Annotated in this window: 23 protein-coding genes and 1 pseudogene; 16 read left to right on the top strand and 8 right to left on the bottom strand. The window is 61.9% G+C overall.

Features of this window, described 5'->3' with window-relative positions:
- Positions 1-17: 17 nt before the first annotated feature.
- Complete coding sequence (locus KW568_RS23390; RefSeq protein WP_003252131.1) at positions 18-485, top strand: VUT family protein; 468 nt, start codon at positions 18-20, stop codon at positions 483-485.
- A 76-nt stretch (positions 486-561) separates the two neighbouring features.
- On the top strand, positions 562-1743 hold the full coding sequence (purT, locus tag KW568_RS23385; RefSeq protein ID WP_003252133.1) for a formate-dependent phosphoribosylglycinamide formyltransferase: 1182 nt from the start codon (positions 562-564) through the stop codon (positions 1741-1743).
- A 139-nt stretch (positions 1744-1882) separates the two neighbouring features.
- On the opposite strand, the pseudogene KW568_RS23380 reads toward purT, so the two are convergent.
- From KW568_RS23380 to KW568_RS23370, 3 genes and pseudogenes are all read right to left on the bottom strand, one after another.
- Positions 1883-3182, bottom strand: a pseudogene (locus tag KW568_RS23380) (MFS transporter).
- Positions 3183-3450: 268 nt separating this feature from the next.
- The gene (locus KW568_RS23375; RefSeq protein ID WP_047604467.1) at positions 3451-4656 is read right to left on the bottom strand and encodes a transporter associated domain-containing protein; all 1206 of its coding nucleotides are present in this window, start codon (positions 4654-4656) and stop codon (positions 3451-3453) included.
- Between the two features lie 9 nt (positions 4657-4665).
- On the bottom strand, positions 4666-5475 hold the full coding sequence (locus KW568_RS23370) for an inner membrane protein YpjD (RefSeq protein ID WP_047604468.1): 810 nt from the start codon (positions 5473-5475) through the stop codon (positions 4666-4668).
- Between the two features lie 312 nt (positions 5476-5787).
- On the opposite strand from KW568_RS23370, the gene ffh reads away from it, so the two are divergent.
- From ffh to KW568_RS23340, 6 genes are all read left to right on the top strand, one after another.
- Positions 5788-7164, top strand: coding sequence for a signal recognition particle protein (gene ffh, locus KW568_RS23365; RefSeq protein WP_003252139.1), 1377 nt, complete (start codon positions 5788-5790; stop codon positions 7162-7164).
- Positions 7165-7423: 259 nt separating this feature from the next.
- Entirely contained in the window at positions 7424-7675 is a 252-nt protein-coding gene (rpsP, locus tag KW568_RS23360; RefSeq protein WP_003252142.1) for a 30S ribosomal protein S16, read from the top strand.
- 5 nt (positions 7676-7680) lie between these two features.
- Entirely contained in the window at positions 7681-8217 is a 537-nt protein-coding gene (gene rimM, locus KW568_RS23355) for a ribosome maturation factor RimM (RefSeq protein ID WP_003252144.1), read from the top strand.
- Positions 8218-8220: 3 nt separating this feature from the next.
- Positions 8221-8973, top strand: a complete 753-nt coding sequence (gene trmD, locus KW568_RS23350; protein ID WP_003252146.1) for a tRNA (guanosine(37)-N1)-methyltransferase TrmD — start codon at positions 8221-8223, stop codon at positions 8971-8973.
- Between the two features lie 42 nt (positions 8974-9015).
- Positions 9016-9366 (top strand): 50S ribosomal protein L19, encoded by a 351-nt coding sequence (rplS, locus tag KW568_RS23345; protein WP_003252148.1) that lies wholly within the window; start codon positions 9016-9018, stop codon positions 9364-9366.
- A gap of 94 nt (positions 9367-9460) precedes the next feature.
- Positions 9461-9868 (top strand): acyl-CoA thioesterase, encoded by a 408-nt coding sequence (locus tag KW568_RS23340; RefSeq protein WP_003252150.1) that lies wholly within the window; start codon positions 9461-9463, stop codon positions 9866-9868.
- Between the two features lie 3 nt (positions 9869-9871).
- Here the strand turns inward: KW568_RS23340 and KW568_RS23335 are convergent, their stop codons facing one another.
- The gene (locus tag KW568_RS23335; RefSeq protein ID WP_190870028.1) at positions 9872-11677 is read right to left on the bottom strand and encodes a sodium:proton antiporter; all 1806 of its coding nucleotides are present in this window, start codon (positions 11675-11677) and stop codon (positions 9872-9874) included.
- A gap of 68 nt (positions 11678-11745) precedes the next feature.
- Here KW568_RS23335 and xerD point away from each other — a divergent pair, with 68 nt between their 5' ends.
- The 6 genes from xerD to KW568_RS23305 all read left to right on the top strand — a co-directional run bounded on the left by xerD (position 11746) and on the right by KW568_RS23305 (position 17307).
- Positions 11746-12642 carry a site-specific tyrosine recombinase XerD gene (gene xerD, locus KW568_RS23330; protein ID WP_003252154.1) on the top strand — a complete coding sequence of 299 codons (897 nt, stop codon included), beginning with the start codon at positions 11746-11748 and terminating at the stop codon, positions 12640-12642.
- A gap of 153 nt (positions 12643-12795) precedes the next feature.
- Entirely contained in the window at positions 12796-13539 is a 744-nt protein-coding gene (locus KW568_RS23325) for a thioredoxin fold domain-containing protein (RefSeq protein ID WP_003252155.1), read from the top strand.
- Positions 13540-13622: 83 nt separating this feature from the next.
- On the top strand, positions 13623-14927 hold the full coding sequence (locus KW568_RS23320) for a homoserine dehydrogenase (protein WP_003252157.1): 1305 nt from the start codon (positions 13623-13625) through the stop codon (positions 14925-14927).
- Positions 14928-14986: 59 nt separating this feature from the next.
- Positions 14987-16396 carry a threonine synthase gene (gene thrC, locus KW568_RS23315; protein ID WP_003252159.1) on the top strand — a complete coding sequence of 470 codons (1410 nt, stop codon included), beginning with the start codon at positions 14987-14989 and terminating at the stop codon, positions 16394-16396.
- A 130-nt stretch (positions 16397-16526) separates the two neighbouring features.
- A complete protein-coding gene (locus KW568_RS23310) occupies positions 16527-16946 on the top strand; it encodes a response regulator (RefSeq protein ID WP_004575449.1) in 420 nt (139 codons plus the stop codon).
- 79 nt (positions 16947-17025) lie between these two features.
- Entirely contained in the window at positions 17026-17307 is a 282-nt protein-coding gene (locus KW568_RS23305) for a DUF3509 domain-containing protein (RefSeq protein WP_003252163.1), read from the top strand.
- A gap of 187 nt (positions 17308-17494) precedes the next feature.
- On the opposite strand, the gene KW568_RS23300 is transcribed toward KW568_RS23305, so the two are convergent.
- Positions 17495-18370, bottom strand: coding sequence for a TIGR02285 family protein (locus KW568_RS23300; protein WP_054888648.1), 876 nt, complete (start codon positions 18368-18370; stop codon positions 17495-17497).
- A 20-nt stretch (positions 18371-18390) separates the two neighbouring features.
- The gene (locus tag KW568_RS23295; protein WP_003252168.1) at positions 18391-19590 is read right to left on the bottom strand and encodes a CaiB/BaiF CoA-transferase family protein; all 1200 of its coding nucleotides are present in this window, start codon (positions 19588-19590) and stop codon (positions 18391-18393) included.
- A 130-nt stretch (positions 19591-19720) separates the two neighbouring features.
- Between KW568_RS23295 and KW568_RS23290 the strand changes: the two genes are divergently transcribed.
- Complete coding sequence (locus tag KW568_RS23290; RefSeq protein ID WP_003252169.1) at positions 19721-20263, top strand: YaeQ family protein; 543 nt, start codon at positions 19721-19723, stop codon at positions 20261-20263.
- Between the two features lie 8 nt (positions 20264-20271).
- Entirely contained in the window at positions 20272-21981 is a 1710-nt protein-coding gene (recJ, locus tag KW568_RS23285; RefSeq protein ID WP_004575452.1) for a single-stranded-DNA-specific exonuclease RecJ, read from the top strand.
- Positions 21982-22073: 92 nt separating this feature from the next.
- Here the strand turns inward: recJ and KW568_RS23280 are convergent, their stop codons facing one another.
- Positions 22074-22616, bottom strand: a complete 543-nt coding sequence (locus KW568_RS23280; protein ID WP_054888649.1) for a hypothetical protein — start codon at positions 22614-22616, stop codon at positions 22074-22076.
- A gap of 37 nt (positions 22617-22653) precedes the next feature.
- Entirely contained in the window at positions 22654-23340 is a 687-nt protein-coding gene (locus KW568_RS23275) for a hypothetical protein (RefSeq protein WP_259536932.1), read from the bottom strand.
- Positions 23341-23522 lie beyond the last annotated feature (182 nt).

Below are 23522 nucleotides of genomic sequence, written 5' to 3'. Positions count from 1 at the left end.
CCCACAGACAGCCCGCCATGTTCTATCTGATTGCCTATATCAGCAGCGTAGTGCTGATCAACTACGCCTTCTCCAGTGCCCCGCATCTGGACATCATCTGGTCCGCCTGGGGCGGCCTGGTGTTCATCCTGCGCGACATGGTGCAAACCCGCTTCGGTCACGGCGCGCTGGTGGCCATGCTGGCGGCGCTGGTGTTGTCCTATGTCACCTCGGAGCCGGCCATCGCCTTGGCCAGCGCCACTGCGTTCTTCATTTCCGAGCTGATCGACTGGCTGGTGTTCAGCATCACCCGTCGGCCGCTGCGCGACCGCCTGTGGCTCAGTTCGGCGCTGAGCATCCCGGTGGATACCTTCATTTTCTTCGGCATGATCGGCGCTTTGACCCCGGCAGTCATCGGCACCGCGATGGCCTCGAAGTTCGCCGGTGTAACGGCGGTGTGGCTGGCCATGGCATTTCGCGCCCGGCGGGCCGCCGTGGCCGGTTGATGGTGTAGAATAGCGGTCCTTTTTCAGCGGGTGGCGCCTAGCCTGGCGCGGCCCCGGATGCCTTCGAGGACCTGAAATGACCCGTATCGGAACCCCATTGTCGCCCACCGCGACCCGTGTACTGCTCTGCGGCTGTGGCGAGCTGGGCAAGGAAGTGGTAATCGAGCTGCAGCGCCTGGGCGTCGAAGTAATCGCCGTCGACCGTTACGCCAATGCTCCGGCTATGCAGGTGGCGCACCGCAGCCATGTGGTCAACATGCTCGATGGCGTTGCCCTGCGCGCGGTGATCGAAGCCGAGAAGCCGCACTACATCGTTCCGGAAATCGAAGCCATCGCCACCGCCACCCTGGTCGAGCTGGAAAACGAAGGCTTCACCGTGGTGCCCACCGCCCGCGCCACCCAGTTGACCATGAACCGCGAAGGCATCCGCCGCCTGGCTGCCGAAGAGCTGGACCTGCCAACCTCGCCGTACCACTTCGCCGACACCTATGAAGACTACGCCAAGGCCGTAGCCGACCTGGGTTACCCGTGTGTGGTCAAACCGGTGATGAGCTCGTCGGGCAAGGGCCAGAGCTTGCTGCGCAGCGATGCTGACCTGCAGGCGTCGTGGGACTATGCCCAGGAAGGCGGCCGCGCTGGCAAGGGCCGGGTGATTGTCGAAGGTTTCATCGACTTCGAATATGAAATTACCCTGCTGACCGCGCGCCACGTGGGCGGTACCACCTTCCTTGAACCTGTCGGGCACCGTCAGGAGAAGGGCGATTACCAAGAGTCCTGGCAGCCACAGGCCATGAGCCCGAAGGCGCTCGCCGAATCGCAGCGCGTGGCCAAGGCGGTCACCGATGCCCTCGGCGGTCGCGGCCTGTTTGGTGTGGAGCTGTTCGTGAAGGGCGACCAGGTGTGGTTCAGCGAAGTGTCGCCGCGCCCGCATGACACCGGTCTGGTCACCCTGATTTCCCAGGACCTGTCGCAATTCGCCCTGCATGCCCGCGCCATTCTCGGCCTGCCGATTCCGGTGGTGCGTCAGTTCGGCCCGTCGGCCTCGGCAGTGATCTTGCCCGAAGGCCAGTCCCAACAGACCAGCTTCGCCAACCTGGGCGCAGCGCTGAGCGAGCCGGATACCGCCATTCGCCTGTTCGGCAAGCCGGAAATCAACGGTACCCGCCGCATGGGCGTGTGCCTGGCGCGTGACGAGTCGGTCGAACTGGCGCGGGCCAAGGCGACCCGTGCTTCGCAGGCGGTCAAGGTCGAGTTCTGATCCGAGAGTGCTGGGGCTGCTTTGCAGCCCTGTCGCGACACAAGGCCGCTCCCACAGGGATCGCGCAGCTTCCAGGCTTACGCGATCCCTGTGGGAGCGGCCTTGTGTCGCGATAGGGCCGCAAAGCGGCCCCACTGGCTTACAGCGTGGTATTGCGCGTCTCTTTCAGGCACAGCACGGCAATCAGGCTGATCACCGCCGCCGCCGACACATAACCGCCCACCCAGCTCAACCCCCCCCATGCTCACCAGCTTCTGGGCAAAGAACGGTGCCGCCGAGGCGCCAACGATGCCGCCCAGGTTATACGCCGCCGAGGCACCGGTATAACGCACGTGGGTCGGGAACAGCTCTGGCAACAGTGCCCCCATCGGCGCAAAGGTGACGCCCATCAGGAACAGCTCGATGGCCAGGAACAGCGCCACCCCCGCAGTCGATCCCGAGGTCAGCAGCGGTTCCATGGTAAAGCCCGAAGCTATCGCCAGCAGGCCGCCGACGATCAGTACCGGCTTGCGCCCGTAACGGTCACTGAGCCAGGCCGACAACGGTGTGGCCAGTGCCATGAACACCACCGCGAAGCACAGCAGGCCAAGGAACGTTTCGCGGCTGTAGCCCAGTGTGGTCACGCCGTAGCTCAGCGAGAACACCGTGGAAATGTAGAACAGTGCATAGCACACCACCATGGCCGCAGCGCCCAGCAGGGTTGGCAGCCAGTATTTCGAGAACAGGTCGACCACCGGCATTTTCACCCGCTCGTGGCGGGCAACGGCCTTGGCGAACACCGGGCTCTCTTCGAGCTTCAGGCGCACGTACAGGCCTACCAGTACCAGTGCGGCGCTGAGCAGGAACGGAATGCGCCAGCCCCACTCACGGAACTGCTCGTCGCTGAGCACCAGGGCCAGGGTCAGGAACAGGCCGTTGGCCGCCAGGAAGCCGATTGACGGCCCCAACTGCGGGAACATGCCGAACCAGGCCCGTTTGCCTTCCGGCGCGTTTTCGGTAGCCAGCAGGGCCGCGCCACCCCATTCGCCGCCCAGGCCCAGGCCTTGGCCAAAACGCAGCAGGCAGAGAATGATCGGCGCCCACACGCCAATGCTGTCATAGCCCGGCAGCACGCCAATGGCGGTGGTGGATACGCCCATCAGCAGCAGCGAGGCGACCAGCGTCGACTTGCGGCCAATGCGGTCGCCGAAGTGGCCGAACAACGCCGAGCCCAGTGGCCGGGCGAGGAAGGCGATACCGAAGGTGAGGAAGGCGGCCAGCATTTGCGCGGTGCCCGACCCGGACGGGAAGAACACCGGGCCGATCACCAAGGCTGCGGCGGTGGCGTAGACGTAGAAATCATAGAACTCGATGGCGGTGCCGATGAAGCTGGCAGTGGCGACCCGCGCAGGCGAGTTGACGGGTGTGGCAGGCGCTTGGGCGTAAGTGCTGCTTGTCATTGAATAGGTCCCTGACAGTCTGGTCCGGCTCCATGGGCTTGGCCCGCAGTGGCGTGCCCTGTAAAAGGCACGGTGACGCGGACGCCGGAGCGTTTTGTTGTGTGCGCCCGACTGACGATGGCCCAAGGGGGGTAGGGGCGGGGGCGGGTACTGTTCGGGGTGTTGACGCAGGACCGCAGGGCGTATCAGTGGAGCGGACTGGCCGTGGAGCGCCGGGTGCGGGTAGCAGGCGTGACGGCGGGGCTGGGTAAGCGTGACCCGAGTATAGCTATCGGGTCACGGTCCACACCAGTACCTTGCTGGCGCAATTGTCCTCTGTTTCAAGGATTTCCAGGCGATAGCGGCCTATCTTCAGGCAAACAGCGCTTTCCGGGATGCTTTCCAGCGCTTCGGTGACCAGCCCGTTGAGGGTTTTCGGCCCGCCGTCGCAGGGCAGGTGCCAGCTCAGGGTACGGTTGATTTCGCGTAACGAAGCGGTGCCATCGATGACGAAGGTGCCATCGGGTTGCGGATGCACATGCGGGTTTTCCAGGCTTTGCTCGTCCTCGAACTCGCCGACGATCTCTTCGAGAATGTCTTCCAGGGTGACGATACCCAGTACTTCGCCGTACTCGTCCACCACCACGCCCAAGCGGCGTTGCTGCTTGTGGAAGTTCAACAACTGCATTTGCAGGGGCGTGCTTTCCGGTACGAAATAGGGTTCGTAGCAGGCGCTGTGCAGCGCTTCCAGGGTCAGCTCGGCCTTGGGCAGCAGGTGGCTGATCAGCTTGGTGTTGAGGATCGCTTCGACCTGGTTGATGTCGTTGTGGTAGACCGGCAGGCGGGTGTGGCGGCTGACGATCAACTGCTCGATGATGCGTTCGATCGGCTCGTCGAGGTTGATGCCATCCACTTCGTTGCGCGGCACCAGGATGTCGTTGACGGTGATCTTGTCCAACGACTGCAGGCCGTCGAGCAGGCCATGGCGAGGTGCTTCGTGCTGTTCATCCTCATCAAAGTCGTCGGCATCCTGCGTATGCAGGGCCACAGCGGTGGGCTGTGCACGGAACGGGCGCAGCATGAGCTTGGCGGCGCCGTCCAGCAGGCAGGCCAGTGGCTGCAGCAGTGCGAGAGGCACTTTCAGCAGGCTGGCGCCAAGGCTCACGAACGCCTGCGGGTTACGTCGGGCCAGGCGCCGCGGCAGGTATTCGGCAAACACCAGCAAGGCGAGGGTCGCGGCCAGGCCCGCCAGCCAGAAGCCGTGCTCGCCGCTCTGGCGCTGGCCCATCAGGCAGGCCAGCCCCAGCACCAGTAGCTTGCCCAGGCTGGCGCACAGCACCAAGGCCTGGGCCGGCAGCACGGGATGGCCATCTTCGCCGGCGCGCAGTGCGCCATTGAGCTGCAGGCGGGCAGCATCCACGGCGGTGAACAGTGCTGACCACAAAAGGGCCAGTGCCAGAGTGCCGAATAGCGGTGCGTACGGCAGGGTGTCCATGGGCGGCCGTCAGATATGCAAGATGAATTCGCGAACCAGCTTGCTGCCGAAATAGGCCAGCATCAGCAGGCAGAAACCGGCCAGCGTCCAGCGGATGGCCATGTGGCCCCGCCAACCCAGGCGGGTGCGGCCCCACAGCAGCACGCTGAACACCACCCAGGCGACACAGGCCAGCAAGGTCTTGTGCACCAGGTGCTGGGCAAACAGGTTGTCGAGGAACAGCCAGCCGGAGATCAGCGACAGCGACAGCAGGCACCAACCGGCCCAGAGGAAGCCGAACAGCAGGCTTTCCATGGTTTGCAGTGGCGGGAAGTTGCGGATCAGCCCGGACGGATGCTTGTTCTTCAGCTGGCGGTCCTGCAGCAGCAACAGCAGCGACTGGAACACCGCGATGGTGAACAGCCCATAGGCCAGGATCGACAACAGGATATGCGCAAGGATGCCCGGTTCTTCATTGATCAGCGGCACCGTACCGGGGGGCGCGAACTGCGCCAGCAGTGCCGTTACCGCGCCCAGCGGGAACAGCAGCACCAGCAGGTTTTCTACCGGTATGCGCAGGCAGGCCAGCAATGTCAGGGTAATGACTGCCACGGCGATTAGGCTGGCGGCGCTGAAGAAGTCCAGGCTCAGCCCCAGCGGGGTGATCAGCTGGAAGAACAGTGCGCCGGCCTGGGCCAGCACCGCGAAGGCACCCAGCAGGCCAAGCAGGCGCTTGTCGGCCTTGCGGCCCTGGGCCAGGTGAGAGCCCTGGTAGATGGCCGCTGCTATATATAGGCCGGCGGCGATCAGGTTGGGAATGAGGCTGGGAGAGGAGACCATAAGTCCTGGTTGGCGAGCCTTTAAAGAGACGGAGTTTGGCATAGATTCTGCCGCTCTAGGAAGACTGAAGGGTTGTGTCAGGGCATTCGCGGGCACGCCCGCTCCCACAGGTACGGCCCAGGCCTGCAAGCCGTGAAGATCCTGCGGGAGCGAGCGCGCCCGCGAAGAGGCCAGCACAGCCACCGAATATCTACCAAGGTGTGCGTCGCCGCTGCACTTCGCTATAATCGCCGCCTTGCTGTGCCCGGCGGGTGTGTATTTCCCCCCTGGCACCTGACAAACCTCGGCTTTACTGGGCCTGAAAGGATCACCATGTTCGAAAACCTGACCGACCGCCTGTCACAGACGCTGCGCCATGTCACCGGCAAGGCCAAGCTGACCGAAGACAACATCAAGGACACGCTGCGCGAAGTGCGCATGGCGCTGCTCGAGGCCGACGTTGCCCTGCCGGTCGTCAAGGATTTCGTCAACAGCGTCAAGGATCGTGCGGTCGGTACCGAGGTGTCGCGCAGCCTGACCCCGGGCCAGGCCTTCGTGAAGATCGTCCAGGCCGAGCTGGAAAGCCTGATGGGCGCGGCCAACGAAGACCTCGCACTGAACGCCGCCCCGCCTGCTGTCGTGCTGATGGCGGGCCTGCAGGGCGCGGGTAAGACCACCACCGCCGGCAAGCTGGCGCGCTTTCTTAAAGAGCGCAAGAAAAAGAGCGTGATGGTGGTGTCTGCCGACGTCTATCGTCCGGCGGCGATCAAGCAGTTGGAAACACTGGCCAACGATATCGGCGTCACCTTCTTCCCGTCCGATATCAGCCAGAAGCCGGTGGCCATCGCCGAAGCCGCCATCCGTGAAGCCAAGCTGAAGTTCATCGACGTGGTCATCGTCGACACCGCCGGCCGTCTGCACATCGACGCCGACATGATGGACGAGATCAAGGCGCTGCACGCTGCCGTCAAACCGATCGAGACGCTGTTCGTGGTCGACGCCATGACCGGCCAGGACGCTGCCAACACCGCCAAGGCCTTTGGCGAGGCGCTGCCGCTGACCGGTGTGGTGCTGACCAAGGTTGACGGTGACGCCCGTGGCGGTGCTGCGCTGTCGGTACGCGCAATCACCGGCAAACCGATCAAGTTCATCGGTATGGGTGAGAAGACCGAGGCGCTCGAGCCGTTCCACCCCGACCGCGTCGCTTCGCGCATCCTCGGCATGGGCGACGTGCTCAGCCTGATCGAGCAGGCTGAGCAGACCATCGACAAGGCCAAGGCCGACAAGCTGGCCAAGAAGCTGAAGAAGGGCAAGGGCTTCGACCTCGAAGACTTCCGTGACCAGCTGCAGCAAATGAAGAACATGGGCGGCCTCGGCGGCCTGATGGACAAGCTGCCAAGCATCGGCGGGGTCAACCTGTCACAGATGGGCAACGCCCAGGGCGCGGCCGAAAAGCAGTTCAAGCAAATGGAAGCGATCATCAACTCCATGACCCCGGCCGAGCGCCGCGACCCTGACCTGATCAGCGGTTCGCGCAAGCGCCGTATTGCGTTGGGGTCCGGTACCCAGGTGCAGGACATCGGCCGGCTGATCAAGCAGCACAAGCAGATGCAGAAGATGATGAAGAAGTTTTCTGCCAAAGGCGGCATGGCCAAGATGATGCGCGGCCTCGGTGGGATGCTGCCAGGTGGCGGCATGCCAAAGCTGTAACCCCTGATTCGGGTGCCTGCCTTTTGTCGGGCAGGCGCCCAGAACCCCCGCTGTAGCGGGGCAACAGCCGCGAATTTCGCGGCGCAACCGGCAAATCTGGACGGCAGGGCGAGGCCTTGCCGAAAAAGTCATTTGCAAATGTCCGTGTATTCCCCGAGAATATGCGGCCTTTTGGGCACCCGTGTGCCTATTTGGCATTCAGATTTGCAGTACCAGCTGCTGTATCAACTGCAGCACCGACTATAGGAACGATGTTCACATGGTAACCATTCGTCTGGCCCGTGGCGGCTCGAAAAAGCGCCCATTCTACCACCTGACCGTGACCAACTCGCGTAACGCCCGTGACGGCCGTTTCGTTGAGCGCGTAGGTTTCTTCAACCCAATCGCTGCTGGCGCCGAAGTTAAGCTGTCGGTCAACCAAGAGCGCGTCACCTACTGGCTGAGCCAGGGTGCACAGCCGTCTGAGCGTGTTGCTCAGCTGCTGAAGGAAGCTGCCAAGGCCGCTGCCTGAATAGTATGAACGCGACGCCAGAAAAGGCTGACGACCTCATCGTCGTTGGCAAGATTTTTTCGGTTCACGGCGTTCGCGGCGAGGTGAAGGTGTATTCCTTTACCGATCCGATTGAAAACCTGTTGGATTATCCACGCTGGACGCTTCGGCACGAAGGCAAGGTAAAGCAGGTCGAGCTGGTCAGCGGTCGTGGCTCCCAAAAGGGCCTGGTCGTGAAGCTGAAAGGTCTCGACGATCGCGATGAAGCCCGTCTTCTGAGCGGTTACGAAATCTGCATCCCGCGGAGCCTTTTGCCCAACCTGGCTGCCGACGAGTACTACTGGTACCAGTTGGTAGGTCTGAAGGTCATCAACCAGGACGAACAACTGTTCGGCAAGGTCGATCACCTGTTGGAGACCGGTGCGAACGATGTAATGGTGGTCAAGCCCTGCGCAGGCAGCCTGGATGATCGCGAGCGTCTGTTGCCCTATACGGAGCAATGTGTGCTGGCAATCGACCTCGAAGCAGGCGTGATGCGGGTCGAATGGGACGCGGACTTCTAAACGATGGGTAACCTTCGCGTAGACGTCATCACGTTGTTCCCCGAGATGTTCTCGGCCATCACGGAGTACGGCATTACCAGCCGCGCGGTGAAACAAGGGTTGCTTCAGGTGACTTGCTGGAACCCGCGGGACTACACCACAGATCGTCACCACACGGTAGATGATCGGCCGTTTGGCGGTGGTCCGGGCATGGTGATGAAAATCAAGCCTCTGGAAGACGCCTTGGTTAGCGCCAGGCAGGCGACCGGAGCAGCGGCGAAGGTGATCTACCTTTCGCCACAAGGCCGCAAGCTGACTCAGCAGGCGGTCAAAGGCCTGGCCGAACAGGAATCGTTGATCCTGATCGCCGGTCGTTATGAAGGCATCGACGAGCGCTTTATCGAGGCTCATGTCGATGAGGAGTGGTCGATTGGCGACTATGTGCTTTCCGGTGGCGAGCTGCCGGCCATGGTACTGATCGATGCGGTTACGCGACTGCTGCCCGGAGCTTTAGGGCATGTGGACTCGGCGGAAGAAGATTCCTTCACCGACGGTCTGCTCGATTGCCCGCACTACACCCGGCCTGAGGTGTATGCGGATCAGCGTGTTCCCGACGTGTTGCTAAGTGGCAACCATGCACATATCCGGCGTTGGAGGATGAAGCAGTCCCTTGGTAGGACCTTCGAACGACGCGCCGATCTTCTGGAAAGTCGCTCGCTTTCTGGAGAAGAGAAGAAGCTGCTCGAGGAATATCTCCGCGAGCGGGACGATAGTTAAACGTATCGATGGTGGATCGCGTATCCATCTTAGGAGCACAGCATGACCAACAAGATCATCCAGCAGCTCGAAGCCGAGCAGATGAGCAAGGAAATCCCAACCTTCGCACCAGGCGACACCGTTGTCGTTCAGGTTAAAGTGAAGGAAGGTGAGCGTTCCCGTCTGCAGGCGTTCGAAGGCGTCGTTATCGCCAAGCGTAACCGCGGTCTGAACAGCGCCTTCACCGTGCGCAAGATCTCCAGCGGCGTTGGCGTAGAGCGTACCTTCCAGACCTACAGCCCGCAAATCGACAGCCTGGCCGTGAAACGTCGTGGTGACGTGCGTAAAGCCAAGCTGTACTACCTGCGCGACCTGTCCGGCAAAGCCGCTCGCATCAAGGAAAAACTGTCCTGAGTGCAGTTTGCCCGGTGGCCGAGGCCGCCTAGCGAGAAAAAAGCAGCCTTCGGGCTGCTTTTTTGCGTTTTGAAACCCCGAAAATGTGATTGCCATGACGACCCGAGACCAGGAAATCCAGCGCCGCACCGAACTGTCGGTGACCCGCGTGACCAAGGCGGTGTTCCCCAATACCACCAACCACCACAACACCCTGTTCGGCGGCACCGCCCTGGCCTGGATGGACGAAGTGTCGTTCATCGCTGCCACGCGTTTCTGCCGCCTGCCATTGGTGACCGTGTCTACAGACCGCATCGATTTCAAGCACCCGATTCCTGCGGGCTCGATCGTCGAGCTGGTGGGTACGGTGATCAAGGTCGGCAATACCAGCTTGCAGGTGCAGGTGGATGTGTTTGTCGAGAACATGTACCTGGATGGCCGTGATCGGGCAATCCATGGGGTGTTCAGCTTCGTCGCCATTGACGAGGACAAGCGCCCGGTGCCCGTGCTGCCAGGCACCTGAGCATTACGGTTGCGCTGCTGGCTCGATCAATGCCACCAAGGTCCAGCCCGGTTGTGGCTGCAACGGGTTATCAGGGCTGGCTACATGGACCCAGCCATGGCCATCGCGCGCGAACAGCAAGTTTGCCCGTTCGCCATGCAGTGCCTGGTAGGCATCCCAGCCAAAGCCTTCGGTCAGGTTGGTGCTATACAGCTCGGCGCCTTGATGCAGACGGTTGGCCAGTTGCAGATAGGTCATCGGCTTGGCCCCCAATAGATGCCCGCGGTGCTCTTCGGCCGCCCGGTGCTTGTCGCTACGTTGTTTCTCCAGGCCACTGGCTAGCACGAACAGCCGGCTGTGGCCGAAATCATGACGGAACCTGGCGCAGGCCAGGGCATTGATTTCGCCGGCGGGAGAGAGGCCCAGCAAGTGCCCGAGGCCGACCAGGTCCAGATGGGCGTCGGCATGCTGCGAGGCCGGGTTGCCAAAGTAGGTCGTGAGCCCGTCCATGCGTGCGGCGCGGATGTTTTCCCAGCTGGAGTCCGTCAGCAAAACCCGGCAGCCCAATTGTTGAAGGGCTTTGGCGATGGCCCGGGCCGGTTCGTTGGCACCGACGATGAGAAACCCGCTGGGTGCCGGTTCGGCGACCTTGAGCAAGCGTGCCAGCGGCCTGGCCGTGGCGCTTTGCAGTACCACCGTGCCAATGATTACCGCGAAGGTCAACGGTACCAGCAGCAAGGCATCCTGGTGGCCGGCCTGGTGCAGGCGGATGGCAAAAATAGCGGAAACGGCCGCAGCAACGATGCCGCGTGGCGCAATCCAGGCCAGCAGCGCGCGCTCCCGCCAGTTGAGTGTCGAGCCCAGTGTGGCCAGCCAAACATTGAGCGGACGTGCCAGCAGCTGGATCACCAGCAACAATGCCAGCACAGCAGGGCCAAGGCCCAGCAGGGCATGCAGGTCAAGGCGTGCAGCCAGCAGAATAAACAGGCCGGATATCAGCAGCACACTGAGGTTTTCCTTGAAGTGCAGGATTTGCCGCACATCAACCCCGCGCATGTTGGCCAGCCACATACCCATCACGGTCACGGCAAGCAGCCCGGACTCGTGCATGATCTGGTTGGCGGCGATGAATATCCCCAGTACCGCCGCCAGTGACGCGAGGTTGTGCAGATATTCTGGTAGCCACTGTTCGCGCATGATTTGCCCCAGTACCCAGCCCCCTGCCGCGCCCAGGGCGGTACCGCAGAAGATCACACCGGCAAAAGTGATAAGGCTCTGGCTCAGGCCGTTACCCTCGGCGCTGGCGATGATGAAGCTGTAGACCACCACGGCGAGCAGCGCGCCGATGGGGTCGATCATTATCCCTTCCCAGCGCAGGATGTTCGCGATCGCAGACTTTGGCCGCACCACGCGCAGCATGGGCACGATCACCGTGGGGCCAGTCACCAGCGTCAGGGTGCCGAAAAGAATCGCCAGCGGCCAGTCGAACCCGAGCAGCCAGTGGGTTGCCAGTGCAATCACCAGCCAGGTGACCAGTGCACCCACCGTGACCAGGCGATGCACCACGCTGCCGATCTCGCGCCACTGCGACAGGTGCAGGGTCAGGCTGCCTTCGAACAGAATCAGCGCTACCGCCAGCGACACCAGCGGCATCAGCAATGGGCCGAACAGCGCCTCGGGGTCGAGCCATCCCAGCGCTGGGCCGGCAAGGATCCCGGCCAACAACAGAAACAGAATCGCCGGCAGCTTCAGGCGCCAGGCCAGCCACTGGCAGGCGAGCGCTGCAGCGCCGATGCCGCCCACACTCAGAAGGATCTGCTGTTCGCTCATGCGGGCTCCCTATGCCGACGTTGTTATGAAAGACTAAGCGCCATTTCGTCGTTTGCCACCGAGATTTCATGCCCGCCCTCGACCACCCCCTGATCGACCAGTTCCTTGACGCCCTATGGCTGGAAAAAGGCCTGTCCGACAACACCCGCGTGTCCTACCGCAGCGACCTGGCCCTGTTCAATGGCTGGCTGCAGGAGCATTCGGTATCGCTGCCAGACGCCGGCCGCGACCTGATCCTCGATCACCTGGCCTGGCGCCTGGATCAGGGCTACAAGCCACGTTCCACGGCGCGTTTCCTCTCCGGTCTGCGCGGCTTTTTCCGTTACCTGCTGCGGGAAAAGCTGGTGGCCATCGACCCGACCCTGCAGGTCGACATGCCGCAATTGGGCAAGCCGCTACCCAAGTCGCTGTCCGAAGCCGACGTCGAAGCCCTGTTGCAGGCTCCGGACCTGGGCGAAGCCATTGGCCAACGCGACCGTGCCATGCTCGAAGTGCTCTACGCGTGCGGCCTTCGGGTTACCGAACTGGTCAGCCTGACCCTCGACCAGGTCAACCTGCGCCAGGGTGTGCTGCGGGTGATGGGCAAGGGCAGCAAGGAACGCCTGGTGCCCATGGGTGAAGAGGCGGTGGTGTGGTTGGAGCGCTACCAGCGCGATGGTCGCGCCGAACTGCTCAATGGCCGTCCCAGCGACGTACTGTTCCCCAGTCAGCGCGGCGAGCAGATGACGCGCCAGACCTTCTGGCACCGTATCAAACACCACGCACGGGTTGCCGGCATCGACAAGCCGCTGTCGCCGCACACCCTGCGGCATGCCTTCGCCACCCACCTGCTCAACCACGGTGCCGACTTGCGGGTGGTGCAGATGCTGCTGGGCCACAGTGACCTGTCGACCACGCAGATCTATACCCACGTCGCCAAGGCCCGCCTGCAGCAGTTGCACGCCCAGCACCACCCGCGTGGATGAATGTTTTTCATGTTCCGCCGACCGGTCCTTGCGACCCCCTTCACGGGCAGCGTGATGTGGTAGGCTTGAGCGGTTTGCACCAAGGGCCGCACGGTCACCGCGTATTTTCCGCAGGTGGCGCCCTCCGGCCCCTGTCCGCCTTCAGGAGTTCCCATGCGCGTGACCCAGTTTTTCGCCGCCGCCGCGTTGGCGCTGGCCAGTACCTTTGCCGTTGCCGCGGCAACCGATAGCAACGCCGGTGCCGAGCAGGCCATCCGTAAATCGTTGCAGAACCTCGAGTTGGAAGTGCCCGTGGAAAGCGTGGCCAGCAGCCCGCTCAACGGCCTGTATGAAGTCAAGCTGCAGGGCGGCCGCGTGCTGTACGCCAGCGCTGACGGCCAGTTCGTGATGCAGGGCTACCTGTTCCAGATCCAGGACGGCAAGCCGGTCAACCTCACCGAAAAAACCGAACGCCAAGGTATCGCCAAGCTCATCAACGGCATTCCAGCCGCCGAGATGGTGGTTTATCCTGCCAAAGGCGAGACCAAGTCGCACATCACCGTGTTCACCGACACTACCTGCCCGTACTGCCACAAACTGCACGCCGAAGTGCCTGAGTTGAACCGTCGCGGTATCGAAGTGCGCTATGTCGCCTTCCCGCGTCAGGGCCTCGGTTCGGCGGGTGACCAGCAGTTGCAGGCGGTGTGGTGCTCCAGCGACCGCCGTGGGGCGATGGACAAAATGGTCGAAGGTGAAGAAATCAAGGCCGCCAAGTGCACCAACCCGGTCAGCAAGCAGTTTCAGCTGGGTCAGTCGATCGGTGTCAACGGCACGCCGGCCATTGTTCTTGAAAGCGGCCAGGTCATTCCGGGCTACCAGCCGGCACCGCAGGTCGCCAAGCTGGCACTTGCCAAGTAATCCAGTTCAGTACGCCGTCGTCATGGGGTGACGGCAAGTTTCACGGTCGGCAAACGTGTCGGCCGTTCAATGGGGAGTTCACAGTGAAACCGGTCAAAGTAGGCATCTGTGGGTTGGGGACCGTCGGTGGCGGAACCTTCAATGTACTTCAGCGCAACGCCGAGGAGATTGCCCGCCGTGCCGGGCGCGGTATTGAAGTGGCACAGATCGCCATGCGCTCGCAGAACCCGAACTGCCAGATTACCGGTACCCCCATTACCGCTGACGTGTTCGAAGTTGCAAGCAACCCGGAGATCGACATTGTCATCGAGCTGATCGGTGGCTATACCATCGCCCGCGACCTGGTGCTGAAGGCCATCGAAAACGGCAAGCACGTGGTCACTGCCAACAAGGCGCTGATTGCCGTGCACGGCAACGAAATCTTCGCCAAAGCTCGCGAGAAGGGCGTGATTGTCGCTTTCGAGGCGGCCGTAGCCGGTGGCATCCCGGTGATCAAGGCCATCCGCGAAGGCCTGTCGGCCAACCGCATCAACTGGCTGGCTGGCATCATCAACGGCACCGGTAACTTCATCCTCACCGAAATGCGTGAGAAGGGCCGTGCCTTCCCGGACGTGCTGGCCGAAGCTCAGGCGCTGGGCTACGCCGAAGCCGACCCGACCTTTGACGTAGAAGGCATCGACGCTGCGCACAAGCTGACGATCCTGGCGTCCATCGCGTTCGGTATCCCGCTGCAGTTCGACAAGGCCTACACCGAAGGTATCACCCAGCTGACAACGGCAGACGTGAACTACGCCGAGGCCTTGGGCTACCGCATCAAGCACCTGGGCGTGGCGCGTCGCACCGCCGAAGGTATCGAGCTGCGCGTGCACCCGACGCTGATCCCGGCCGACCGTCTGATCGCCAACGTCAACGGCGTGATGAACGCCGTCATGGTCAACGGTGATGCTGCCGGCTCCACCCTGTACTACGGTGCCGGCGCGGGTATGGAGCCTACCGCTTCGTCAGTGGTCGGCGACCTGGTCGACGTGGTCCGTGCCATGACCTCCGACCCGGAAAACCGTGTGCCGCACCTGGCCTTCCAGCCAGACTCGCTGTCGGCCCACCCGATCCTGCCGATCGAAGCCTGCGAAAGCGCCTACTACCTGCGTATCCAGGCCAAGGATCACCCAGGCGTACTGGCCCAGGTCGCCAGCATCCTCTCGGAGCGCGGTATCAACATCGAGTCGATCATGCAGAAGGAAGCCGAGGAGCAGGACGGCCTGGTGCCAATGATCCTGGTGACCCATGGCGTGGTCGAGCAGCGTATCAATGACGCCATCGTCGCCCTGGAAGCCCTGCAGGACGTGGTCGGCAAGGTTGTGCGCATTCGCGTCGAGCAGCTCAACTAACAAATATTGCCGATGGGCCGCCCGCGCTGCCCCGGCCCCAGCATCGAAGGTTTGCACCCATGCGCTATATCAGTACCCGCGGCCAGGCACCGGCCCTGAATTTCGAAGACGTGCTGCTGGCTGGCCTGGCCAGCGACGGCGGCCTCTACGTGCCGGAAAACCTGCCACGCTTCACCCAGGAAGAAATCGCCTCGTGGGCCGGCTTGCCCTACCACGAGCTGGCCTTCCGCGTGATGCGTCCGTTCGTCGAGGGCAGCATCGCCGACGCCGACTTCAAGAAGATCCTCGAAGAAACCTACGGCGAGTTCGCCCACGCTGCGGTCGCCCCGTTGCGTCAGCTGAACAGCAACGAGTGGGTGCTGGAGCTGTTCCACGGCCCGACCCTGGCGTTCAAGGACTTTGCCCTGCAGTTGCTCGGTCGCCTGCTTGACCATGTGCTGGCCAAGCGCAACGAGCGCGTGGTCATCATCGGTGCCACCAGCGGTGATACCGGTTCCGCTGCAATCGAAGGCTGCCGCCGTTGCGACAACGTCGACATCTTCATCCTGCACCCGCACCAGCGTGTATCGGAAGTGCAGCGCCGTCAGATGACTACCATCTTTGGCGACAACATCCACAACATCGCCATCGAAGGCAACTTCGACGACTGCCAGGAAATGGTCAAGGCCAGTTTCGCCGACCAGTCGTTCCTCAAGGGCACCCGCCTGGTCGCCGTCAACTCGATCAACTGGGCGCGGATCATGGCCCAGATCGTCTACTACTTCCATGCAGCCTTGCAGCTGGGTGGCCCGGCGCGCTCGGTGGCGTTCTCGGTACCGACCGGCAACTTCGGCGACATCTTCGCCGGCTATCTGGCGCGCAACATGGGCCTGCCGGTCAGCCAATTGATCGTCGCCACCAACCGTAACGACATCCTGCACCGCTTCATGAGCGGCAACCAGTACGTCAAGGAAACCCTGCACGCGACCCTGTCGCCGTCGATGGACATCATGGTCTCGTCCAACTTCGAGCGCCTGCTGTTCGACCTGCATGGCCGCAACGGTGGTGCGATTGCCGAGCTGATGGCCAACTTCAAGCAAGGTGGCGGCTTCAGCGTCGAGCAAGACCGCTGGACCGAAGCCCGCAAACTGTTCGACTCGCTGGCTGTCAGCGACGAGCAAACCTGCGAGACCATCGCAGAAGTGTTCGCCGCCACCGGTGAAGTGCTCGACCCGCATACCGCAATCGGCGTGAAGGCTGCCCGCGAGTGCCGCCGCAGCCTGGACACGCCAATGGTGGTGCTGGGTACCGCGCACCCGGTCAAGTTCCCGGACGCGGTGGAGAAGGCCGGTGTGGGCAAGGCGCTGGAACTACCCGCGCACCTCAGCGACCTGTTCAGCCGTGAAGAGCGTTGCACGGTCCTGGCCAATGACCTGAAGGCTGTACAGGGCTTTGTCAGCCAGCACGGCAACCGCGGCAAGCCGCTGTAATTGCATGGCGTTTGGGGCTGCAGCGCAGCCCCAACGTCTCAGCCCTTTCCCTCCGATCTATCAGAAACATCCTATTCAGCCTGCCGGGCGCCAAGCATAAATTAGCCGGTCCTCCCATCAGGAGCGGCTCATGCACCAGCCCTATGTGTTGATTCACCAGGCTCGCCCATCCCACCAGATCCTCTTGCACCAGGCCCTCAATGGCCAAGGCGTCTTCAACGTGCGCATCAGCGAAAGCGTCGCTGACCTCGACGCCTGCCTCTGCGCTGAGCGTCGCCCTGACTTGCTGATCCTTGACCACGCCATGCCAGCCCGGGCCGGCCTTGCTTTGCTCGCCCAGCAGCGACGAGTGCGCGCATTGCTGTTCGTCGGCCAGCCTGCCCCAACGCGTCAAAACCTTGCACAGGAGGCCAGAAAATGTGGCATGTGGGTGCTCGACGAGTTGCCCTGGCCGCTGTCGATGCCACGCCTGCAGCACGCCTTGCAAACACTGCAGGTGCGCCCAGGGTCGCGTATTCAAACTGTCATGCCAGCCCCGCATGCTCACTGAAGCGGGCGCGGTTTGACGAACTTTCTGCGGCGCCTGCTGGTCAGTTACTTTAGGTCCCACCACGCAGCGAGTGATCCGGATGGAAAGAATCTGCAGCCTGCTCAACGAAGCCCTGACGCCCTATCAGACCCACCTCGGCATCGCCGATCCCAGTGGTAATCGCCAACTGACCGTTCACGACCCTCTCTCAGGTATTACCTTGCGGCGCACGGTCAGCGAGCGCCAATTGCAGGAGCAACGCCTGCTGATCGACCTCGTGGACGGCTTGCACCGAGACCTGCAGATAGCTGAGGGGCGGTTGCAGCCGTGTGTCATCGCAGCATTGCAGCATCGCCAGCAACCGCAGGGAACCTTTGCCTGAGTGGTTTATCAGACAGTGTAAGGGCAGCCAGCCAGTGCTTTGCTCCGGCGCTGGCAAGGCTGTCACGGGAAGTCCTCAAGGGCTTTCGCTTGACCCCGGGCGTCTTCCCCAGCGCCTGGGGTTTCTTTTTCTGGGCAGGCACGTATCCCTCGGCTGCTCCTGCAACGACCGTGCAGACCGGTTGGGCTTATTTGTCCTCAAAGAAACGCCGGCTTTCCTCCAGATAGTCCTCCCGCAATGCCAGGTCCAGCCAGCGGGCATACAACCCTGGCAACACATCCCGGCGCAGGGTGGGCAGCAACTGGTCGATGTGGGCAACTGCCGCACGCCCCAATTCGCTGTCTGAACAGCCCACATGCAGAAACTGGTAGCGATCCACGCCCTGCACAGTATGAAACTGGTAGTCAGCCAGTGACCCGCCTTGTTGTTGGATCAGGTAGCGAACTTCAGGCCAGTAGCCGAGCACCAGGCGCAGGCGCCCCAACTGCTGCATCTGCAGCAGGTTGGCGGTGGCCTCGTTGCCGTAGTGGCGGCTGAGCGCGCTGTCGGGTAACTGGCGCAAGATGCTGTCAATCTGCGTGCCGTAGCTGCGTTCCGCGACAATCCCCAGCTTCAGCGGGGCCTTGCTCAGCAGGCCATGCAGGTCCACCTGCTGGCCGTCGAGGTAGGGTGCCACCAGCGCCTGGTTTTCCTTGCGCAACACCAGGCCGCCGCTGAGCACGCCCAGTGATGGAACAGAAAAATGCACATATTTGGCCCGTTCCGGTGTCCACAGCAGGGTTGGGTCGCAGGTGAAGGTGCCACGGTCTTGCAGCATCTGCAGGCTGCGGGCGCGGTTGACCCGCACGATGCTGTGTTCGTACTCGGGCATCTGCCTTATCAGCAGCGGTAACAACTGGTCGATGACCCCCCGGCCTTCTTCCGGGCCATCAAAAATGGTGAACGGTGGCAGGTCGCGTACCAGCCAGAAGAGGTGCTCCTTGGCATGTGCGGGCTGCAACAGCAATGCAGGTAGCAGCCCGCAGAGCAGGACCAGGTGGCGTAGGCAGCGGGGCGCGCACATGGAACCGGTCAGCGCCAGGATCAGACCGTGCCCGCTGCGCGCAGGCTGGCGATGGCCGCTGCGTCGTAGCCCAGGCTGCCGAGCAGCGCCTCGGTATGTTCGCCCAAGGCCGGGCCGACCCATTCGCTAGAGCCGGGAGTCTCCGACAGCTTGGGCACGATGCCGGGCATGTGGAATGGCTTGCCATCCGGCAGCTTGGCCTGCAGGAACATCTCGCGTGCCAGGTACTGGGGGTCGTTGAACATGTCTTCGGCCGAATAGATACGGCTGGCCGGCACTTCGGCAGTGGTCAGCACCTGCATCAGTTGCTCCAGTGGGAGGCTGTTGGCCCAGCGGTCGATTACCCCATACAGCTCGTCACGACGCAGGTCGCGGCCGTCGTTGCTGGCCAGGGTCGGGTCGTCGGCGAGGTCATCGCGACCGATGGCCTGCATGAAGCGCTTGAAGATCGCATCACCGTTGGCGCCGATCTGCACATGTTTGCCGTCGGCGCTTGTGTGGATGGAGGAGGGCGTGATGCCTGGCATGATGTTGCCGGTGCGTTCGCGGATGAAACCGAACACATCGAATTCCGGGACCATGCTCTCCATCATGGCAAAGATCGCCTCGTACAGGGCCACGTCCACCACCTGGCCCTGGCCGCCATTGACTTCCCGGTGGCGCAGCGCCATCAGCGCGCCGATCACCCCCCACAGGGCGGCAATCGAGTCCCCGATGGAAATCCCGGTTCGCACCGGCGGGCGGTCATCGAAACCCGTGATGTAGCGCAGGCCGCCCATTGACTCGCCTACGGCACCGAAGCCTGGCTGGTCTTTCATCGGCCCGGTCTGGCCAAAGCCCGACAGGCGCACCATCACCAGGCGCGGGTTCAGCGCATGCAGCACATCCCACCCCAAACCAAGTTTTTCCAGCACGCCCGGGCGAAAGTTTTCGATCAGGATGTCGGCCTCGGCCAGCAGGCGCTTGAGGATATCGCGGCCCTCGGGGTGCTTGAGGTTGAGGGTGAGCGACTGCTTGTTGCGGGCCTGCACGAACCACCACAGCGAGGTGCCCTCGTACAGCTTGCGCCACTTGCGCAGCGGGTCGCCGCCATCGGGCGATTCGACCTTGACCACTTCGGCGCCGAATTCGGCACAGATACGCGAGGCGAACGGCCCGGCGATCAAGGTACCGAGTTCGACAACTTTAAGGCCGGCGAGGGGTTTGCTGGGCGTCGACATGGGGTGTCCGTGGCAGTTGGGCAGAGCCGTGGTTTTATCACACGTCGGTTACGCCGGGTACTGCTGCGGGGCATGGAAGGTGCGGATGGGGTAGACTGTGCCACTTTCTTTTGCACGAAGCCCGTCGACCATGGCCCAGCCGTCCACCACCTACAAGTTCGAATTGAATCTCACTGACCTTGATCGCAACGTCTACGAAAGCGTCAAACAGACGATCGCTCGGCACCCTTCGGAAACCGAAGAGCGCATGGCAGTTCGTTTGTTGGCGTACGCGCTCTGGTACAACGAGAACTTGTCGTTTGGCCGCGGCCTGTCGGATGTCGATGAGCCAGCGCTGTGGGAAAAGAGCCTGGACGATCGCGTGCTGCACTGGATTGAAGTTGGCCAGCCTGATGCCGATCGTCTGACCTGGTGCTCGCGTCGTACCGAACGCACCAGCTTGCTGGCGTACGGCAGCCTGCGAGTGTGGGAAGGCAAAGTGGTGAGCGCGGTCAAGAACCTGAAAAACCTGAGCATTGCCGCTGTGCCGCAAGAGGTGCTGGAAACCCTGGCGACCGACATGCCGCGTAGCATCAAGTGGGACGTGATGATCAGTGAAGGTACGGTATTCGTGACTGACGACCGTGGCCAGCATGAAGTACAACTGCAGTGGCTGCTCGGTGAGCGTGGTTGAAGCAACCCATGCGTATCGAACCTCGTCCGCTGCCGCCGACCCTGCCATTTCTGGGTAACTTGCCACCCTTGCTGACCCGCCTTTACGCCGCGCGCGGCGTGCAGAGCGAGGCCGAGCTGGACAAAAGCCTGGCACGCCTGCTGCCGTACCAGCAGCTCAAGGGCATCGAGGCCGGTGTGGACCTGCTGGTCGAAGCCATCGACCAGCGCCAGCGCATCCTCATCGTCGGCGACTTCGATGCCGACGGTGCCACCGCCAGCACCGTCGGGGTGCTGGGCCTGCGCCTGCTGGGTGCGGCCCATGTCGATTACCTGGTGCCCAACCGCTTCGAGTACGGCTACGGCCTGACCCCGGAAATCGTCGAGGTGGCGCTGCAGCGCCAGCCGCAGTTACTGATTACCGTGGACAACGGCATTTCCAGTGTCGACGGGGTGGCGGCCGCCAAGGCCGCCGGGCTCAAGGTGCTGGTCACCGACCACCACCTGCCGGGCGAGCAGCTGCCCGACGCCGATGCCATCATCAACCCCAACCAGCCGGGCTGCAGCTTTCCGAGCAAGTCCCTGGCCGGGGTAGGGGTGATCTTCTATGTGTTGATGGCCCTGCGCGCTCGCTTGCGCAGCCTTGGGCGGTACGAGGCGCAGCCACAGCCGAACATTGGCGAACTGCTCGATCTGGTGGCGCTGGGCAGTGTTGCTGACGTGGTACCGCTGGATGCCAATAACCGCATCCTGGTGCACCAAGGCCTCGAGCGCATCCGTGCCGGCCGAGCCCGACCGGGGCTGAAGGCCATTCTCGAAGTGGCCCGCCGTGATCACCGGCGCATCACCTCGACCGACCTCGGTTTCATCCTCGGCCCGCGGTTGAACGCCGCAGGGCGGCTGGACGACATGAGCCTGGGTATCGAATGCCTGCTGTGCGAAGACGCGGCGCTGGCCCAGGACATGGCCCAGCAGCTGGACGATCTGAACCAGGACCGCAAGTCCATCGAGCAAGGCATGCAGCGCGAGGCCCTGGCCCAGCTCAAGGACCTGCCGGTCGAGTCCATGCCCTACGGCTTGTGCCTGTTCGATGCCGATTGGCACCAAGGGGTGATCGGTATTCTGGCTTCGCGTCTGAAGGAACGTTACCACCGGCCGACCATTGCGTTCGCTGATGCTGGCGACGGCATGCTCAAAGGTTCGGCGCGCTCGGTGCCGGGGTTCCATATTCGCGATGCGCTGGATGCCGTGGCCGCGCGCCACCCGCAGCTGATCAGCAAGTTCGGCGGCCACGCCATGGCTGCCGGTTTGTCGTTGCCAGAAGGCAACTTCCCGGCATTCGCCGAGGCCTTCGACGAAGAAGTGCGGCGTCAACTGCGTGAAGAAGACCTGACCGGCCGGCTGTTGTCCGACGGCAGCCTGGCGGTAGAGGAGTTCCACCTCGACCTGGCCAAGGCCCTGCGCCATGCCGGCCCATGGGGCCAGCACTTCCCTGAGCCGCTGTTCCATGGCGTGTTCCAGTTGGTGGAGCAGCGTGTGGTTGGCGAACGGCACCTGAAAGTGGTGCTCAAGAGCGAATGTGGCTCGGTGCGGCTGGATGGCATTGCCTTCGGCATTGACCGCGAAGTGTGGCCAAACCCGACGGTGCGCTGGGTGGAGTTGGCGTACAAGCTGGATGTGAACGAGTTTCGCGGTAATGAGAGTGTGCAGTTGATGATTGCGCATATGGAGCCGCGCTGAGTTTAGCGTCAGGTGCCTGCCTTGGATCTTGCGCTGGGGCACAAATCGAGCGCCGCCCGCGCGGCGCTCGATCTCCCAGGTGCTGCTCAGGTTCAGTTGCACTCCTTTCTGGGGCGGTAGTAGATCGCCGCTGCCGCAATCAAGATGCTGATGCCGCTAAATGAGAAAATGATAACTGCTAGTGTGGTCTCCCGGTTTCTTACATTGGTGACATGTGCCGCCATTGCAGAATCATAAAGAAACATTCCATTAGGAGCGATTAAGCGCTGAGCCGTTGCAGCGCTTTTAGAGGTTGCTATGTCAACAAAGAGTGGCGTATTTAGGTCCAGGCTCGCTGCATCATAGTATATCTTTTCTGCATAAAGATGAGCGTTGTGGTGCTTTCCATTTGAAGTTTTAAACTTGATGCTGAACGTATAAAGAGATTTGTCGCTATCCCAGGTTTCAGGCTTGGAGGTGAGAAAGGCTGGAACTCGCGACCATAACTCTTCATTGGTGTTTTTGTGTTCGCGCCACATGAATGTGAAGCTGGTGCCTAGGGTGAGATTTATAAGTCCGCCTATTAATAGCGCTTTGGCTTGTTTGTGAGGCGGGAGTTCACGTATGAGTTTTAGCGATTGCTGCCAGATATTCATATCGGCTCGTTACGGCGTGGAGGGTTTTACAGGTTGGCTAGAAGTACTGATCCTGCTGCGCACTGCTACAGCATATGTAGTTATCTTGATTGTCCTGGTTGTCGTCAATAGGTACGGTAATTGATGGTGCTTGGTCGGGTGACTTTATATCATCTATACTTTCTATGCTTATAGTCAGTGTTGCGTCAGGGGCAGGTGTGTCAGGGGTAGATGTCACCGCTACTGAGTTGCTGCTGGAGTTTCCGCTAAGGGGAGGCGGTTGCGTTGAATTGAAAGTCTCGCTCCCTGTTGGGGCGGTGTGAGCCTGGCTGCTATCTGGAAAACTTAGTGGTTCGGTGCCTAGGGATATTTCTGAAGAGTCAGGGTTCCAGTTAACGGTTGTGATCATTCCCTGGTGGGTGGAAAGTATCTGGTCAGGTGAAGCGAGTGTGAAGTCAGGCGCAATCCGTGGCGCGGTAAAACCAGTAAGGTCACCTTGACTCAGCAGGCTGGTAAAGAGTGGAGCCATCTTGTCGTAAGCTGCTTTAGCCAGGTCAGAATTGAAGATGCTATAGAGTGTGGCGGTTACGCCCACGACTGTGGCCCCTCCAGCAATTAAAGGTGCTCCGGCCAGAATGGCGAACGAGGCCACGATGCCTGCGACGTTGCTTGCCAAACTTATGACATCTCCGCTCTTAATTTCCGCGCCCTCTTTGAGGTCTGCCGCGACTTTCAGGAAGGTCACGGTGCCAGAAAGGGTATTGGTAACAATGTTAATGAAGGGTACAGCACCTATCGGGAGGTGAGTGACGGAGACTACTGAGGCTATCGCCGTAGTTGTCTGTGCTGTTTGGATGACTAGTGAAAATCCGGTTTTATCTGTGTTGAATTGGTCGTGGATTGCTGCTGCTCCCCCCAGTTTGATTG

Source organism: Pseudomonas sp. HD6515 (assembly GCF_024971855.1).
GTDB classification, from domain to species: domain Bacteria; phylum Pseudomonadota; class Gammaproteobacteria; order Pseudomonadales; family Pseudomonadaceae; genus Aquipseudomonas; species Aquipseudomonas alloputida.
This window is presented reverse-complemented; position numbering and strand designations above follow the sequence as displayed.

What these genes read in the sequence shown, in the direction of transcription:
- KW568_RS23390 (WP_003252131.1), top strand. Translation starts at nt 18, where the DNA reads ATGTTCTATCTGATTGCCTATATCAGCAGCGTAGTGCTGATCAACTAC.
- purT (WP_003252133.1), top strand. Translation starts at nt 562, where the DNA reads ATGACCCGTATCGGAACCCCATTGTCGCCCACCGCGACCCGTGTACTG.
- KW568_RS23375 (WP_047604467.1), bottom strand. Translation starts at nt 4,656, where the DNA reads ATGGACACCCTGCCGTACGCACCGCTATTCGGCACTCTGGCACTGGCC.
- KW568_RS23370 (WP_047604468.1), bottom strand. Translation starts at nt 5,475, where the DNA reads ATGGTCTCCTCTCCCAGCCTCATTCCCAACCTGATCGCCGCCGGCCTA.
- ffh (WP_003252139.1), top strand. Translation starts at nt 5,788, where the DNA reads ATGTTCGAAAACCTGACCGACCGCCTGTCACAGACGCTGCGCCATGTC.
- rpsP (WP_003252142.1), top strand. Translation starts at nt 7,424, where the DNA reads ATGGTAACCATTCGTCTGGCCCGTGGCGGCTCGAAAAAGCGCCCATTC.
- rimM (WP_003252144.1), top strand. Translation starts at nt 7,681, where the DNA reads ATGAACGCGACGCCAGAAAAGGCTGACGACCTCATCGTCGTTGGCAAG.
- trmD (WP_003252146.1), top strand. Translation starts at nt 8,221, where the DNA reads ATGGGTAACCTTCGCGTAGACGTCATCACGTTGTTCCCCGAGATGTTC.
- rplS (WP_003252148.1), top strand. Translation starts at nt 9,016, where the DNA reads ATGACCAACAAGATCATCCAGCAGCTCGAAGCCGAGCAGATGAGCAAG.
- KW568_RS23340 (WP_003252150.1), top strand. Translation starts at nt 9,461, where the DNA reads ATGACGACCCGAGACCAGGAAATCCAGCGCCGCACCGAACTGTCGGTG.
- KW568_RS23335 (WP_190870028.1), bottom strand. Translation starts at nt 11,677, where the DNA reads ATGAGCGAACAGCAGATCCTTCTGAGTGTGGGCGGCATCGGCGCTGCA.
- xerD (WP_003252154.1), top strand. Translation starts at nt 11,746, where the DNA reads ATGCCCGCCCTCGACCACCCCCTGATCGACCAGTTCCTTGACGCCCTA.
- KW568_RS23325 (WP_003252155.1), top strand. Translation starts at nt 12,796, where the DNA reads ATGCGCGTGACCCAGTTTTTCGCCGCCGCCGCGTTGGCGCTGGCCAGT.
- thrC (WP_003252159.1), top strand. Translation starts at nt 14,987, where the DNA reads ATGCGCTATATCAGTACCCGCGGCCAGGCACCGGCCCTGAATTTCGAA.
- KW568_RS23310 (WP_004575449.1), top strand. Translation starts at nt 16,527, where the DNA reads ATGCACCAGCCCTATGTGTTGATTCACCAGGCTCGCCCATCCCACCAG.
- KW568_RS23305 (WP_003252163.1), top strand. Translation starts at nt 17,026, where the DNA reads ATGGAAAGAATCTGCAGCCTGCTCAACGAAGCCCTGACGCCCTATCAG.
- KW568_RS23300 (WP_054888648.1), bottom strand. Translation starts at nt 18,370, where the DNA reads ATGTGCGCGCCCCGCTGCCTACGCCACCTGGTCCTGCTCTGCGGGCTG.
- KW568_RS23295 (WP_003252168.1), bottom strand. Translation starts at nt 19,590, where the DNA reads ATGTCGACGCCCAGCAAACCCCTCGCCGGCCTTAAAGTTGTCGAACTC.
- KW568_RS23290 (WP_003252169.1), top strand. Translation starts at nt 19,721, where the DNA reads ATGGCCCAGCCGTCCACCACCTACAAGTTCGAATTGAATCTCACTGAC.
- recJ (WP_004575452.1), top strand. Translation starts at nt 20,272, where the DNA reads ATGCGTATCGAACCTCGTCCGCTGCCGCCGACCCTGCCATTTCTGGGT.
- KW568_RS23280 (WP_054888649.1), bottom strand. Translation starts at nt 22,616, where the DNA reads ATGAATATCTGGCAGCAATCGCTAAAACTCATACGTGAACTCCCGCCT.